The 13,977-nt window shown below is 72.0% G+C and carries 13 protein-coding genes; 9 read left to right on the forward strand and 4 right to left on the reverse strand.

Features of this window, described 5'->3' with window-relative positions; translation table 11 throughout:
* Positions 1-16: 16 nt before the first annotated feature.
* Genes E3N83_RS03285 through E3N83_RS03300 form a run of 4 tightly spaced genes read left to right on the forward strand, consistent with a single transcriptional unit; the run spans position 17 to position 3,074 of the window.
* Entirely contained in the window at positions 17-895 is an 879-nt protein-coding gene (locus tag E3N83_RS03285) for a hypothetical protein (protein ID WP_151081959.1), read from the forward strand.
* A complete protein-coding gene (locus E3N83_RS03290) occupies positions 892-1,251 on the forward strand; it encodes a GntR family transcriptional regulator (RefSeq protein ID WP_151081960.1) in 360 nt (119 codons plus the stop codon). The genes E3N83_RS03285 and E3N83_RS03290 overlap by 4 nt, the downstream gene beginning before the upstream one ends.
* 30 nt (positions 1,252-1,281) lie before the next feature.
* Entirely contained in the window at positions 1,282-2,193 is a 912-nt protein-coding gene (locus tag E3N83_RS03295; RefSeq protein WP_151081961.1) for a pseudouridine-5'-phosphate glycosidase, read from the forward strand.
* Positions 2,190-3,074, forward strand: coding sequence for a carbohydrate kinase family protein (locus tag E3N83_RS03300; RefSeq protein ID WP_151081962.1), 885 nt, complete (start codon positions 2,190-2,192; stop codon positions 3,072-3,074). The genes E3N83_RS03295 and E3N83_RS03300 overlap by 4 nt, the downstream gene beginning before the upstream one ends.
* A 55-nt stretch (positions 3,075-3,129) precedes the next feature.
* On the opposite strand, the gene E3N83_RS03305 is transcribed toward E3N83_RS03300, so the two are convergent.
* On the reverse strand, positions 3,130-3,405 hold the full coding sequence (locus E3N83_RS03305; RefSeq protein ID WP_151081963.1) for a hypothetical protein: 276 nt from the start codon (positions 3,403-3,405) through the stop codon (positions 3,130-3,132).
* A 140-nt stretch (positions 3,406-3,545) separates the two neighbouring features.
* On the opposite strand from E3N83_RS03305, the gene dapA reads away from it, so the two are divergent.
* Positions 3,546-4,433: a 4-hydroxy-tetrahydrodipicolinate synthase gene (gene dapA / locus E3N83_RS03310; protein WP_151081964.1), complete on the forward strand. Its 888-nt coding sequence runs from the start codon at positions 3,546-3,548 to the stop codon at positions 4,431-4,433.
* A gap of 25 nt (positions 4,434-4,458) precedes the next feature.
* Positions 4,459-6,144: a ribonuclease J gene (locus tag E3N83_RS03315; RefSeq protein WP_151081965.1), complete on the forward strand. Its 1,686-nt coding sequence runs from the start codon at positions 4,459-4,461 to the stop codon at positions 6,142-6,144.
* Positions 6,145-6,358: 214 nt separating this feature from the next.
* On the opposite strand, the gene E3N83_RS03320 is transcribed toward E3N83_RS03315, so the two are convergent.
* The 3 genes from E3N83_RS03320 to E3N83_RS03330 all read right to left on the reverse strand — a co-directional run bounded on the left by E3N83_RS03320 (position 6,359) and on the right by E3N83_RS03330 (position 8,956).
* Positions 6,359-6,970 (reverse strand): maleylpyruvate isomerase N-terminal domain-containing protein, encoded by a 612-nt coding sequence (locus E3N83_RS03320; protein ID WP_151081966.1) that lies wholly within the window; start codon positions 6,968-6,970, stop codon positions 6,359-6,361.
* A 27-nt stretch (positions 6,971-6,997) separates the two neighbouring features.
* Positions 6,998-8,197 carry an arylsulfotransferase family protein gene (locus tag E3N83_RS03325; protein WP_238343043.1) on the reverse strand — a complete coding sequence of 400 codons (1,200 nt, stop codon included), beginning with the start codon at positions 8,195-8,197 and terminating at the stop codon, positions 6,998-7,000.
* Between the two features lie 117 nt (positions 8,198-8,314).
* Complete coding sequence (locus E3N83_RS03330; RefSeq protein WP_151081968.1) at positions 8,315-8,956, reverse strand: lysoplasmalogenase; 642 nt, start codon at positions 8,954-8,956, stop codon at positions 8,315-8,317.
* Between the two features lie 47 nt (positions 8,957-9,003).
* Here E3N83_RS03330 and E3N83_RS03335 point away from each other — a divergent pair, with 47 nt between their 5' ends.
* The 3 genes from E3N83_RS03335 (at position 9,004) to E3N83_RS03345 (ending at position 13,908) form a co-directional block, all read left to right on the forward strand.
* Positions 9,004-9,510, forward strand: a complete 507-nt coding sequence (locus tag E3N83_RS03335; protein WP_151081969.1) for a mycothiol transferase — start codon at positions 9,004-9,006, stop codon at positions 9,508-9,510.
* A 77-nt stretch (positions 9,511-9,587) separates the two neighbouring features.
* Positions 9,588-12,164 (forward strand): FtsK/SpoIIIE family DNA translocase, encoded by a 2,577-nt coding sequence (locus E3N83_RS03340; protein ID WP_151081970.1) that lies wholly within the window; start codon positions 9,588-9,590, stop codon positions 12,162-12,164.
* Between the two features lies 1 nt (position 12,165).
* Positions 12,166-13,908: a helix-turn-helix domain-containing protein gene (locus tag E3N83_RS03345; protein ID WP_151081971.1), complete on the forward strand. Its 1,743-nt coding sequence runs from the start codon at positions 12,166-12,168 to the stop codon at positions 13,906-13,908.
* Positions 13,909-13,977 lie beyond the last annotated feature (69 nt).

Genomic DNA, 13,977 nt, shown 5'->3' on the forward strand with positions numbered 1-13,977 from the left:
TGTCACTCTGGCCCTTGTGGGTGGCCTCGACTCGACCGACGTCTCGGTCATCGGGTTGCTGGTGCTCGTCCATCTCGGGGTGGGGTTCCGCTACACGAGGCCGGTGACCCGGGCGAGCGAGCGGGAGAAGTGGGCGCGCCGCCACCGGGCCCACGTCCCCTCAGGGTGGGTCGTCCCCGTCGACCGTCAGCTCCGCTCTCACCGACGATTCGCCGCGGTCAACTCCTGTTGCTTCATCCTGATCATGTATCTCGTGCCGACGCCCTTCTCTCGCTCATGGGTGGCGGGCGTGGCCGTGGTCCCCGGCCTGCTCGTGCTGGCGCGAGGACTCGTCATCGCACCAGCGGCTGCCGCTCTGCCGTCCGGATCCCGGGTGGCGCGGGCCCGCGAGGTGACGGTCGCCGACTACCTGTCCCCTCGCGCACGGATCGTGTCCTGGACCACGGTGGGTCTGGCGGTGGGCGTGATCGGCTACACCGCGATCCGGACCTCCAGCACCGTGCTCCTCGTGCCGATGGCGTCGGTGATCGCCGCCGGTGCCCTCATCGAGGCGGCGGGTGTCAGGTTCGCCCGGATGCCCGAACCTGCCGAGGACGCCATCCAGCTGTACCTCCAGGACGCCTTCCGCGCCGACGCTCTGCGGGGGGCCTGGGCCATGACCGGGGTCTCGGCGCTGCTGGTCGTGCTCGCCGTGCCGGACGCCTTCGACCTGCCTGCGGAGCAGGCGATCGGCTACCTCGAGTTCGTCGCCATCGTGGGTGCCTGCCTGGGCCTGGTCGCGTTCTTCCCGGATCGCCCGGTCGCCCGGATGCGAGCCCGACTGTGGCCGACGCTGGGGCCCGACCAGCTCGTGATGCCTGACGACGCGGACCTGAGCCGGGGAGTCACCCTGTGATCACCATCGACGCGAGCAACGGTGACCCGCCGTACGAGCAGATCCGCACCCAGATCGCGCGGCAGGTGGCTGAGGGCGAGCTCCCGCCCGGCGCGAAGCTGCCCACGGTGCGGGCGCTCGCCGCCACGCTCGGCATCGCGCCCAACACGGTGGCTCGCGCCTACCGGGAGCTCGAGCACGCGGGCGTGGTCACGACCAGGGGCCGGGCGGGCACGGTGGTGAACGGCGACGGCTCCGACCGCGCTTCCAAGGCTGCGGCCCGCTCCTACGCCGACGCGATGCGGGCGCTCGGCGTCGGGCAGGATGAGGCCCTCGACCTGGTCCGACGCGCGTTCGATCGGCCGGTCACCAGCTGAGACCAACCCGAGCGCACCGAGGGGGAGCACGTGCACGTGCACGACGAGGTCAGCGAGGCACTCGCCGCCGGACGGCCGGTGGTGGCGCTGGAGAGCACGATCATCAGCCATGGGCTCCCGCGCCCCGACAATGCCCGGCTGGCGCGCGAGTTCGAGCAGGCGGTGCGCGACGGCGGCGCCGTCCCGGCCACGATCGCGGTGATCGACGGCGAGGCGCACATCGGCCTGGACGACGCCGCGCTCGACCGGCTCGCCAACGACGACACGACGGTCAAGGTCAGCGTCCGCGAGCTGGCCACGATCGCGGCCCGCGGCGGAGTGGGCACCACCACCGTGGCGTCGACCGCCCACCTCGCGGCAGCGGCGGGGATCACGGTCTTCGCCACCGGTGGTCTCGGCGGTGTGCACCGCGGCGCCCAGGACACCTTCGACGAGTCCGCCGACCTGACCACGCTGGCCCACACCGGCGTGCTGGTGGTCTGTGCCGGGGTGAAGTCGATCCTCGACGTCGGTGCCACCCTCGAACGTCTCGAGACCCTCGGGGTCGGCGTCCTCGGCTACCGCACCGACCGGTTCCCGGGCTTCTACCTCGCCGACTCCGGCCACGACATCGGCTGGCGGGTCGAGTGGCCCGACGAGGTCGCGTCGATCCTGGCCGCCCGCGAGCGGGTCGCCACCTCCCACCTCGGGCTGGTGCTGGCCAACCCGATCACGCCCGACGACGAGCTCGACCGCACCCTCCACGACCGCCTGCTGGGCGAGGGCCTGGCCGCCGCTGACCGGGACGGGATCCACGGCAAGGACGTCACGCCGTACCTCCTGGACTTCTTCCACCGCGAGAGCGGTGGCGAGTCACTGCGCGCCAACGTCGCGCTGGTCCGCTCCAACGCCCGGCTGGCCGCCGAGGTGGCCGCCGCGTACGCCGCCAGCCGGCGCTCGTGACGTTCTACTGCCTCGGCGACCTGATGGTCGACGTCGTCGCCCGGCTGTTCGGCCCGCTGGTCGAGGGCTCCGACAGCCCGGGGGTGATCTCGTACGTCGGCGGAGGCTCGGCCGCCAACACCGCTGCCTGGCTGACCCGGGTCGGGGTCGACTCGGTGTTCATCGGGTCGATCGGTGACGACCCCGCCGGGCAGGGACAGCTGGAGAGCCTGCACGCGCTGGGCGTGGACGTGCGCTTCCGGGTCGACCGGATCCGGCCGACCGGCACCTGCCTGGTCCTGGTCGCGCCGACGGGCGAGCGGACGATGGTGCCCGACCCGGGCGCCAACCTCTCGCTGATGGAGCACGACGTCCCGACCGACGAGTTCCGGGCCGGTGACCATCTGCACGTCTCCGGTTACGCACTGCTGCGCGACTCGCGCGACGCCGCCGTGCACGCGATGCAGGCGGCCCGTGGCGCCGGGATGACGATCTCGGTCGGGGCGGCCTCGTCCTCGCCGCTGGCCCTGGCCGGACCCGAGGTGTTTCTCGGCCTCCTGCCCGACGACGTGCTCCTCTTCGCCAACGAGGCGGAGGCGGCCGTGCTGGCGGGCGGCTCCGGAGCGCCGGCCGATCTGGCCCGCACGCTGGCCGTGGCCGGGCGGCGGGCCGTCGTCACCGCCGGCTCGAGCGAGGCCGCCTGGAGCGATGGGGACGAGGTGGTGGCGCTGGGCGCCGAGCCGCTCGACCGTCCCGAGCTCGACACGACGGGTGCCGGCGACGCCTTCGCGGCGGGCTTCCTGGCTGCCCGCGGTCGTGACGCGTCCCCGGCCGTCTGCCTGCGCGACGGCCACGTCCTGGCGGCTGCTGCGTGCCGGACCACCGGCGGCCGGCCCTCATGAGCGGGGAGCGTGACAGGAGCGGGCTCCGATCCGGCCCACCCCTGTGCTGGTGCCGCTAGTGGCGCGACGCCTGCTGGAAGCAGGCGACGTCGTACTGTGACTTCTCCGAGTAGTGCTGCCCGCCGATGCCACCGTTGGCGCTGTTGATGCCCGGCTCGTTGAACGGCGAGCCGGGGCTGTTGGCGGCGTTGCCCGGCGTGTTCGGCTCGAGGTCCTGGCACGACTGGCTGGGCGGACCCGTCCCCGGCGGGTTGGCGGCGACGGACGGTCCTGCGGTCGCCAGGCTGATCGCCACGACGAGCGGGGCGGCCCAGAGGAACTGACGCATCATGCTTGCCTCCTTCGACACGGGCCCGTCATCGCGGCGACCGGCTGGCCGGGCGGTCGGCCCGCACCTGGGGATACGTGCGGCGACACCGACCGGTTCGCCGTGGTGACACCCGGGGGCCGGGTCACCGTTACCCTGAAGCCATGACCACGCCGGCGCCCTTCGGGCGGATGCTGACGGCCATGGCCACGGCGTTCACCGACGACGGCGCGGTGGACCTCGACGGCACCGCCGCGATCGCGACCCACCTCGTCGAGCACGGCCACGACGGTGTCGTGGTGAGCGGCACGACCGGGGAGAGCCCCACGACGAGCGTCGCCGAGACCGGCGAGATCCTGCGCGCGGTCAAGGACGCTGTCGGCGACCGGGCCGCGGTGGTGGCCGGCGTCGGCACCAACGCGACCGGCCACAGCATCGAGCTCGCCCGGCAGGCCGAGAAGCTCGGCGCGGACGCGCTGCTGCTCGTCACGCCGTACTACAGCAAGCCGAGCCAGGCCGGTGTGCTCCACCACTTCGAGCAGGTCGTCGGGGCGACCGGCACGCCGGTGATCCTGTACGACGTGCCCGGGCGCACGGCCACCCAGATCAGCATGGAGACCTACGCCCGGATCAAGAGCGACCAGGTGGTGGCGGTCAAGGACGCGGTCGGCGACTTCGCCCGCGGGGTCGAGCTGCGGCAGCTCGGCTTCGCGGTCTACTCCGGTGACGACGTGTCCAACCTCGGCTGGCTGGCGCACGGTGCCGTCGGTGTGATCAGCGTGGTCGGCCACGTGGCCGGTCGACAGATCAGGTCGATGATCGAGGACTTCCTCGACGGCAACACGAGTGCCGCGCTCAAGACCTACACCCAGCTCCTGCCCGCCACCCGGGCGATCATGGGTGTCCCCAACTACGGCGCCACCACCGCGAAGGCGGCCCTCCAGCTGCTCGGTGTGCTCGACAACCGCAACGTCCGCGGGCCACTGGTGCCCCTGACCGACGACGAGGTCGCGGCACTTCGCAGCGGCCTCGACGCCTCCCACCTGCTCTGATCCACTCATCTGAGACGAGAACCCCTTGAGTCACGCGCATCCCGAGCTCTCCGCACCGGCCGAGCTGCCGAGGGGGGGCTTACGGATCATCCCGCTCGGCGGGCTCGGCGAGGTCGGGCGCAACATGACGGTCTTCGAGTACGACGGTCGGCTGCTGATCGTCGACTGCGGCGTGCTCTTCCCGGAGGAGAACCACCCCGGTGTCGACCTGATCCTCCCCGACTTCGACGCCATCCGCGGTCGTCTCGACGACGTCGAGGCGCTGGTGCTGACCCACGGGCACGAGGACCACATCGGCGCCACGCCGTACCTCCTGCGCGAGCGCGGCAACATCCCGCTGGTCGGCTCCGAGCTCACCCTCGCGCTGCTCGACTCCAAGCTCAAGGAGCACCGGCTCAAGGAGACGATCCACCACAAGGTGAAGGCCGGCGACACCCTGGAGCTCGGGCCGTTCGCCCTGGAGTTCGTGGCCGTCAACCACTCGATCCCCGATGCGCTCGCCGTCGCGATCCGGACCGGCACCGCACTGGTGCTGCACACCGGCGACTTCAAGATGGACCAGCTCCCGCTCGACGGCCGGATCACCGATCTGCGCGCCTTCGCCCGGCTCGGCGAGGAGGGTGTCGACCTCTTCCTGACCGACTCCACCAACGCCGAGGTGCCCGGGTTCACCACCACCGAGAAGTCGATCGGGCCGGTCCTCGACCGGGTCTTCAACGAGAGCGACCAGCGGATCATCGTCGCCTGCTTCGCCTCCCACGTGCACCGCGTCCAGCAGGTGCTCGACGCGGCCGTGGCGCACGGCCGCAAGGTCGGCTACGTCGGTCGGTCGATGGTGCGCAACATGGGGATCGCCCAGGACCTCGGCTACCTCCACGTCCCGCCCGGCGTGATGGTCGAGGCCAAGGAGCTCGCCGACCTGCCGCCGGAGCGGCAGGTGCTGATCTCCACCGGCAGCCAGGGCGAGCCGATGTCGGCGCTGAGCCGGATCGCCCAGCGCAACCACCACTTCGTCCACATCGAGGAGGGCGACACCGTCATCCTGGCCAGCTCGCTGATCCCGGGCAACGAGAACGCCGTCTACAAGGTGATCAACGGCCTGACCCGCCTCGGCGCGAACGTCGTGCACAAGGGGAACGCCAACGTCCACGTCTCCGGCCACGCCAGCGCCGGGGAGCTGCTCTACTGCTACAACATCGTCAAGCCGCGCAACGTGCTGCCGGTGCACGGCGAGTACCGCCACATGAAGGCCAACGCCGCACTCGCACGCGCGACCGGTGTCGAGAACGTCGTGATCGCCGAGGACGGCGTGGTCGTCGACCTGGTCGACGGCGTCGCCACCATCGCCGGCAAGGTGGACTGTGGCTACGTCTTCGTCGACGGCTCCAACATCGGCGACATCACCGAGTCCGACCTCAAGGACCGGCGGATCCTCGGGGAGGAGGGCTTCGTCTCGGTGATCATCGTGATCGACTCGGTCAGCGGCAAGGTCTCCAGCGGGCCCGAGATCCATGCCCGCGGCTTCGCCGAGGACGACAAGACGTTCGACGCGATCAAGCAGCCGATCGTCGACGCGATCGACGCCGCGATCCGCGAGGGCGTCGACGACCCCTACCAGCTCCAGCAGACCGTACGACGGGTGATGGGCCGCTGGCTCAACCGCGAGCTGAAGCGCCGTCCGATGATCATCCCGGTGGTCATCGAGGCTTGAGGCCGCGCTAGGCCCCATTCGGATCAGGGTGTTCGGTCTCCGGGCTGGTCGTGGAGACGGATCTGGCTCGGGGCGATCCAGATCCGTTGGGCGAGTGGCCCGGAGACGCGACAGAGTGATCCAGATCCGCGCCCGGGGCGGGCCCGGAAGCCCGACAGGGTGATCCGTCTCCCGAGGTGGCTCCGGAAACGGGCTCGCTGAGCACGGTCAGCGGTCAGACGACGGTGAAGCCTGTCGGCAGGGCGCCCCGTCCCGTGAGCGCGACGAGCAGGTCCGGTCCCTTCCCGGACCGGACGGCGACCTCGGCGGCCAGGCCGGCGGCGTCCAGCAGAGCGTCCTCGCCGAGAGCCGGCCGGACCCCGCACGCGCGGCCGATGTCGAGGCCGTGCACGACCAGCTCGAAGGTGCGGGTACGGAGGTACTCCCCGAGCAGCATGCCTCCGGCGATGGTCGACAGCGCGTACGTCGCGTCGTACCCCTCGAGCTTGATGCGCACCCGCGTCGCGAGGTCGCGGACGAAGCGCGCGGGGTCGTCACCGAGAGCGGCACCCGCAACCCGGCCACGCTCGACGACGGCGTCGCCGGAGGCGGCACCGGTCGCGGCGATCTGCAGGTAGTAGTCCGCGGCGGTCGGCACCTCGACGACCTCGGCGGGCTGGTCCAGGTAGGTCTCGACGGTGACCAGCGACCGCGACGTGTGGCCGACCAGGGACCGGAGGTCCCAGTCGCCGAGCCCGGGACAGGTGAGCTCGGCGACCGGGACGGAGCCGACCTGCGCGACGAAGGACTCCAGGGAGGAGAGGTAGGCGTGGCGGCTGTCGTTCACCACGCCATCATCGCGCAGGCCGACGGCTCAGCCGGCCGGGTGCCAGGGCAGCCGGTAGGCGCGGTAGGAGTTCACGCCGGAGGGGAAGTGGGCGTCGAAGACGACCTCGCCGCTCGGGCTCGACTCGGAGAGCTCGGGCAGCGAGCCCCAGCCGGTGAACAGGTCGCCGTTGCCGAGCAGCTGGGTGTTGCCCTGGGACGATGCCAGCTGGTCCAACGGCTGGTCCGCGGAGTCGACCAGCGTGGCGGTGCGCGCCCGACGGTCGAGCTCGATCGTGACCGCGCGGCTGTACGGCAGCTCGGAGATCACCCCGGTGCCGGTGTTGGCCGCGCCCGCTGCCTCGTTGTCGAAGACCGTGTAGGTGTGGTGGCCGTGCGCCTCGGCGTCGTGCTGCCAGGCGAAGATCCGGCCGGCGCTGTTGAGCACCTGTCCGTCTGCGGCTCGCAGGGAGAAGGAGCTGTCCTTCCCGCCGAGCTTCCAGTCGATCGCGCCGCTGTGCCGGTCGACCTGGTACGCCGTCCAGGTGTTGCGCGCGTCGATGAGCAGGTGGTTCCGGCCGTCGGTCTTCACCGCGTTCACGTGGAACCAGTCCCACGGGGTGTCCGCGCTGGCCGGCAGCGGCTGCTCGCTCTCCGAGTACGGCACGTGGTCGGCGCTGTTCCACTCGAACAGCACCCTGCCGGTGCGGATGTCGATCTCCTGCACGATGCCGTCGATCACCTTCTGGTGCGCCGGTCCGCCGATGGCGGTGAGGTCGGCGGTGGCCGTGGCGTACGACAGGACCAGCGCGGTGTTCCGGCCGGTGATCTGGAACTCGTGGCCGTCGGCAGACTGGCCGTTGCCGGCCTGAACCGTTGCGATCCGGCGGTAGTGGTCGTCGTAGATGTAGTCCGTGCCGTGCGCGAGGCCGCCGAGCCCGGTGCCCTGCCAGAAGGTCAGCACCGGCTTCCCGCGGTAGGTCTGGGTGCGGAAGTCGGCGATCTCCTGACCCGCGGGCGCGGCGTGGAACCACACCACGTGCTTCCCGTCCGGGGAGAGGATCTCCGCCCCGTTGCCGTAGGTCGCGGCCTGGCCGAACGGCGAGACGAAGATGTCGCCACCGGCGGAGCCGGCCCTGTCCGTCGTGACCGTCACCGGCGGGGGAGGCAGCGCGCCGTCCGCTGCCGCGGTGGTGTTGGTGCCGGCTGTGGCCGCCAGTGCAGCGGTGACCGCCGCCAGGGCCGTCACGGCTGTGCGTGAGGGTGTTCTCATTGCGGTGCAGCTCCCGTCCGAGATAATGAAGTAAGTACACCGACATACTGCACTATGGATCAAGGAGCCACGTATCCGGGCGTCGCACACAGGTCAGGCGGCCGCGAGCACGCCGAGCACGATCAGCGCCTGGCCGACGTGGTAGGTCACCATCACCACGAGCTGCGCGCCGTCCCAGGGGCGTACGAACCGGTCGCGAGCGAGCACCGTGTCGCTGAGCGCGAAGACCGACGCCCCGACGGCGATCAACGCCTGACCGGTGGTGAAGGCGTAGATCACCATCGCGCCGATCACGACGGTGTAGAGCCCGACCGGAGCCGCCAGGGCCAGGCCACCGCGCAGGTAGGTCGACGCCGCGACCTGCCGGGTGGCCAGCAGACAGCCCCCGAGGACCAGCAGGGAGGCGTAGTTCCAGCCCTGGGGGTCGAGCCGCAGCTGGATGAACGAGACGACGAAGGCCAGGTGCCCGACCAGGAACGCGGCCAGCCCGAGCCGGAAGCGGGTGTCGCCCTTGTCGAGGAGGAACACGTCACCGGCCAGCCCGCACGCCAGCCCGACGAGCAGCCAACGCCCGGCGGCCGAGTCGGTCGCCCCGAGCGCGACGGCGGTGAGGATCAGCGCCACGAGCGTGGCCGGCTTGGCCCAGACCTCGGTACGGCGGTCACCGCGCGAGACGGCGTACCAGTCGGTGAGGGCGAAGGCCGCAGGCAGGATCCACACGAGCGAGACGGTCATCGCGGAAGCATGACAGGCCTGTCGGCGCCGGGTGCCACAGTGTTCCCATGAACGTCGACGACCTGCTCAACGACTCCCTGGACCGCGTCCACGCCCTCGTCCCGGGCATCCTGGAGGGGCTCTCGGAGGACGACCTCGCCTGGCGTCCCGACCCCGAGGCCAACACCATCGCGTGGCTGGTCTGGCACCTGACCCGGATCGAGGACGACCACGTCTGCGACGCCTCCGGCCAGGAGCAGGCCTGGACCGCTGACGGCTGGGCCGAGCGGTTCGGGCTCCCGTTCGCCGAGCACGAGCACGGCTACGGGCACACGCCCGTAGAGGTGGGTCAGGTGCGGGTGGCCGGCGACCTGCTCGCCGGCTATCTCGCCGCGGTGGGGGAGCGGACCCACGCCTGGCTCGCCACGCTCGAGCCCGACGACCTCGACCGGATCGTCGACGACCGCTGGGACCCCCCGGTCTCCTTGGGCGTGCGACTGGTCAGCGTGGTCAACGAGGTGAACCAGCACGTCGGGCAGGCCGCCTACCTCCGCGGGCTGCTCGACCGCCGCTGAGCTCCGCCGACGACCCGGCGGAGGCGCGCCGCGTGTGATCCGTGGGACTGGAGTGACGTTGGCCTAGATTCCTCACCATGGCGACCCGTACGTCTTCCCCGCCGGGTTCGCGAAGCAGGGCTGGTTCCTCGAAGACCTCGAAGAGCCGCAGCACCCCGACCTCGCGATCTCGGAGTACGACGAAGAAGAGCACCCGCACGCCCGCACGCAAGCCGGCGACCCGGCGTCCGAAGCCGCGCGCGGTCAGGTCCGGCAAGGGCCCGGTGCTGCGCGGCTTCACCGCGCTCGGCCACGGCGTCGCCGCGATCTGGCTGGGCATCGCCCACGCCGTCGGCGCGACCGCCCGCCGGGTCGGCCGCACGGCCCGCGACCTCGAGCCCGAGCACCGCCGCGACGGCGTCGGCCTCTTCCTGTGCGGGATCGCGCTGGTCTGCGCTGCCGCGGTCTGGTGGCAGCTGCCCGGCGCGATCATGGAGGGCACCCGCACCGTGGTCTCCGGCTCGGTCGGCAAGGTCGGCTGGCTGGTGCCGCTGATGCTGGTCTGGATCGGCTGGCGCAACCTGCGCGACCCCGAGACCAACGGCCCGGCCGGCCGTCAGGTGATCGGCTGGGTGGCCCTCGCGTTCGGTGTGCTGGGCGTGGTCCACATCGCGGCCGGCAACCCGCACCCCGTGGCCGGTGACGCCTCCGACCTCCAGGACGCCGGTGGCGCGATCGGCTACGTCGTCTCGAGCCTGATGCTCGACCTGCTCCGCTCGGCGTACGTCGTGGTGCCCCTGCTCGTGCTGCTCGCGGTCTTCGGGATCCTCGTGATCACCGCGACCCCGGTCTACCAGGTGCCGGTCAAGCTGGCCGCCTTCCGCGACCGGATGCTCGGCCGCACCCCGCCGACCGAGGAGGCCTCCGACCTGCCCACCCAGCCGGTGCGCAGCCGACGCCGGCCGCTCGCCGACGACATCGACCCCGACATGGGCGACCCGGCCTACGACACCCCGGTGCTCAGCGACCGCGAGCTGCGCAAGCGCAAGCGCGACCTGGGCAAGCTCGGCACCCCGGCCGGCGAGGCGGACACCGACACGCTCCCGACCGCCCCCGTCGACGACGACACCTCCACCGACCTCGTTCCGCCGCCGCACGCCCCGCTGCCGGCTCGGATGGAGCAGCTCGAGCTGTCCGGAGACGTCGTCTACAGCCTGCCCGGCAACGAGGTGCTCAAGCCCGGCTCGGTGCACAAGGCCCGCTCCAAGGCCAGCGACGACGTGGTCGGCCGCCTCACCCAGGTGCTCGACGAGTTCGACATCGACGCCCAGGTCACCGGCTACACCCGGGGCCCGACGGTCACCCGCTACGAGGTCGAGGTCGGCCCCGCGGTGAAGGTCGAGAAGGTCACCGCGCTGAGCAAGAACATCGCCTACGCCGTCGCCAGCGCCGACGTGCGGATCCTCAGCCCGATCCCCGGCAAGTCCGCGATCGGCATCGAGATCCCCAACGCCGACAAGGAGATCGTCTCCCTCGGCGACGTGCTCCGCTCCACCACCGCACGCTCCGACCACCACCCGCTGGTGGTCGGCCTCGGCAAGGACGTCGAGGGCGGCTTCGTGGTCGCCAACCTGGCGAAGATGCCGCACCTGCTGGTGGCCGGCGCCACCGGCTCCGGCAAGTCGAGCTTCATCAACTCGATGATCACCTCGCTGCTGATGCGCTCCACGCCCGACGAGGTGCGGCTGATCCTGGTCGACCCCAAGCGGGTCGAGCTGAACGCCTACGAGGGCATCCCGCACCTGATCACGCCGATCATCACCAACCCCAAGAAGGCCGCCGAGGCGCTGGCCTGGGTGGTCCGCGAGATGGACCTGCGCTACGACGACCTCGCCAACTTCGGCTTCCGGCACGTGGACGACTTCAACAAGGCGGTCCGCGCCGGCAAGGTGACGGTGCCGCCCGGCAGCGAGCGTGAGGTCGCGCCCTACCCCTATCTCGTGGTCGTCGTGGACGAGCTGGCCGACCTGATGATGGTGTCCCCGCGCGACGTCGAGGACGCCATCGTCCGGATCACCCAGCTGGCCCGGGCGGCCGGCATCCACCTGGTGCTGGCGACCCAGCGACCCAGCGTCGACGTGGTCACCGGCCTGATCAAGGCCAACGTCCCGTCTCGGCTGGCCTTCGCCACCTCCAGCCTCGCCGACAGCCGGGTGATCCTCGACCAGCCCGGGGCCGAGAAGCTGGTCGGCCAGGGCGACGGGCTGTTCCTCCCGATGGGCGCCTCCAAGGCGGTGCGGGTCCAGGGCTCGTGGGTGACCGAGGCCGAGGTGCACCAGGTCGTGGCCCACTGCAAGAAGCAGCTCCAGCCGACCTACCGCGACGACGTCACCGCTCCCCAACAGAGCAAGCGCGAGCTGGACGACGACATCGGCGACGACCTCGACCTGGTGGTCCAGGCCGTGGAGCTGGTGGTGTCGACCCAGTTCGGCTCCACCTCGATGCTCCAGCGCAAGCTCCGGGTCGGCTTCGCCAAGGCCGGCCGGTTGATGGACATCCTCGAGAGTCGCGGGGTGGTGGGCCCCTCCGAGGGCTCCAAGGCACGCGACGTACTGGTCAAACCCGACGAGATCGATGGCGTGATCGCCACCCTGCAGGGCGAGATGGGGGCCTGAGATGAGCATCGACACCGAGCCAGTGGTCGAGACGATCGGCGAGCCGGTCGAGCACCCCGACAACGTCATCGAGGTACGACGGCGGGCCGGCCTCGCGGTCGCGCTCGGCGCCGGCGCCTCGCTGGTCGCCGTCGCCTACCTGGCCCGCGCCGCTGCCGGCGGCGGGGTCGTCGACTGGGCCCTGTGCGTGGTGCTCGGCCTGATCGGCGTCGGCAACCTCGCCGCGCTGCTCGACGCCCGCACACCTCTGCTGGTCGCCGACGACTTCGGCGTCAGGCTGCGCCTGGGCCGGACCTGGGTCGGGATGCCCTGGGCCGGCCTGGAGTCCGTCGAGCACCGACCGCGCCGCGGCTGGGCGCGCGACGGACTGCTGGTCCTGCGGCCGCGTTACGTCCAGCGCGTCGTGGAGGACCTCGACCCGGCGGCCCGCCGGATGGCCCGCGTCAACCGGCGTCTGCACGGTGCCCCGCTCGCCGTACCCCTGGGCCTGGCCACCCGGGTCCTCGGAGCCGACACCGATCTCAGCGACGCCCTGGCCACCCTGGCGGCAGGACGCACCACGGTGGCGCCGGCTGTCTCGGCGCAGCCGGTGAGCGAGCCCGTCAGCGAGCCCGTGACCGACGCCGACGAGACCGGCGAGTTCGTGCCGATCTCGCTGCGGCCGCTCGTGTCGGTCTCCGACGTCCTCGCCGAGCACGGCGTCGAGCCCCGGCCCGCCACGGCGCCGGGTCGCCGCCTGCCCGACCCGCGGCCCGCCCTGGCACGCCTGATCGGCGACCTCGCGGCCCGCTTCGACCGGCCGCGCCGCGAGCCTGCGGACGACCTGCCGGTCGAGCCCGAGCCTGAGGCGAGCGCCACTCCGGAGCCGATCCGCGAGACCGCGGTCGCCGCTCGCGCCGAGATCCGCTCCGAGGCCCGCGCCGACGTGGGCGCCGCCCTCGAGGAGGACACCCAGGTCTGGGGCGAGCTGCACGCTGGCGACGAGACCTCCGTGGTCGGCCCCCTGCTGATCGACGCCTACGAGCCGGAGCCGGCTCCGGACCCCGTGATCGGGCCGCAGTTCGCCGGCGCGCGCGACCGACTCGGCCTGACCGTCGACGCGCTGGCCGACCGCACCCGGATCCGCCCGCACGTGATCGAGGCGATCGAGGTCGACGACTTCAGTGCCTGCGGCGGTGACTTCTACGCCCGCGGGCACCTGCGCACGCTGGCCCGGGTGCTCGGTGTCGAGGTGGCGCCGCTGCTCGCGACCTATGACGAGCAGTACGCCGACGCCCCGATCGACCCGCGTCGGGTCTTCGAGGCCGAGCTGGCCGGTGCCGGCTCGATCCGGGCGACCCGCGGCGGCCCGAACTGGTCGGTGCTGGTCGCCGCCGTGATGGCCCTCGTGCTCTGCTGGTCGATCGCCCGACTGGTCACCGACGGCTCCGGCCATGTGCCGGACCGGGCGGTCCTGAGCGGGTCCGGCGGTCCCAACCACGCGACGGCCATCGCGGCCAAGCCGGTCCCGGTGCTGCTCACCGCCACCGGTGGCGGGGCACGCGTGGTCGTCCGCGACGGCGTCGGCAAGGTCGTCTTCGCCGGCGACCTGGCCTACGGCCAGAGCCACCGCCTGCAGGCGTCCCCTCCGGTGCGGGTGCAGTCGACCGACGGCTCGGTCAAGGTGACGGTGGCCGGTCAGGACCGCGGGCGCATGGGGCCCGCGGGACGACCGGCCTCCGCGTCGTACGTCGTGCGGGGGTGAGCTCCCTCACCCCGAGGCGCCGTTCCAGGAATCCGGCGGCAGGGGGTGGGGACGGCATACTCGACGCTG

Source organism: Nocardioides cynanchi, assembly GCF_008761635.1.
Classification (GTDB): Bacteria; Actinomycetota; Actinomycetes; order Propionibacteriales; family Nocardioidaceae; genus Nocardioides; species Nocardioides cynanchi.

What these genes read in the sequence shown, in the direction of transcription:
- E3N83_RS03330 (WP_151081968.1), bottom strand. Translation starts at nt 8,956, where the DNA reads ATGACCGTCTCGCTCGTGTGGATCCTGCCTGCGGCCTTCGCCCTCACC.
- E3N83_RS03335 (WP_151081969.1), top strand. Translation starts at nt 9,004, where the DNA reads ATGAACGTCGACGACCTGCTCAACGACTCCCTGGACCGCGTCCACGCC.
- E3N83_RS03340 (WP_151081970.1), top strand. Translation starts at nt 9,588, where the DNA reads ATGGCGACCCGTACGTCTTCCCCGCCGGGTTCGCGAAGCAGGGCTGGT.
- E3N83_RS03345 (WP_151081971.1), top strand. Translation starts at nt 12,166, where the DNA reads ATGAGCATCGACACCGAGCCAGTGGTCGAGACGATCGGCGAGCCGGTC.
- E3N83_RS03305 (WP_151081963.1), bottom strand. Translation starts at nt 3,405, where the DNA reads ATGATGCGTCAGTTCCTCTGGGCCGCCCCGCTCGTCGTGGCGATCAGC.
- dapA (WP_151081964.1), top strand. Translation starts at nt 3,546, where the DNA reads ATGACCACGCCGGCGCCCTTCGGGCGGATGCTGACGGCCATGGCCACG.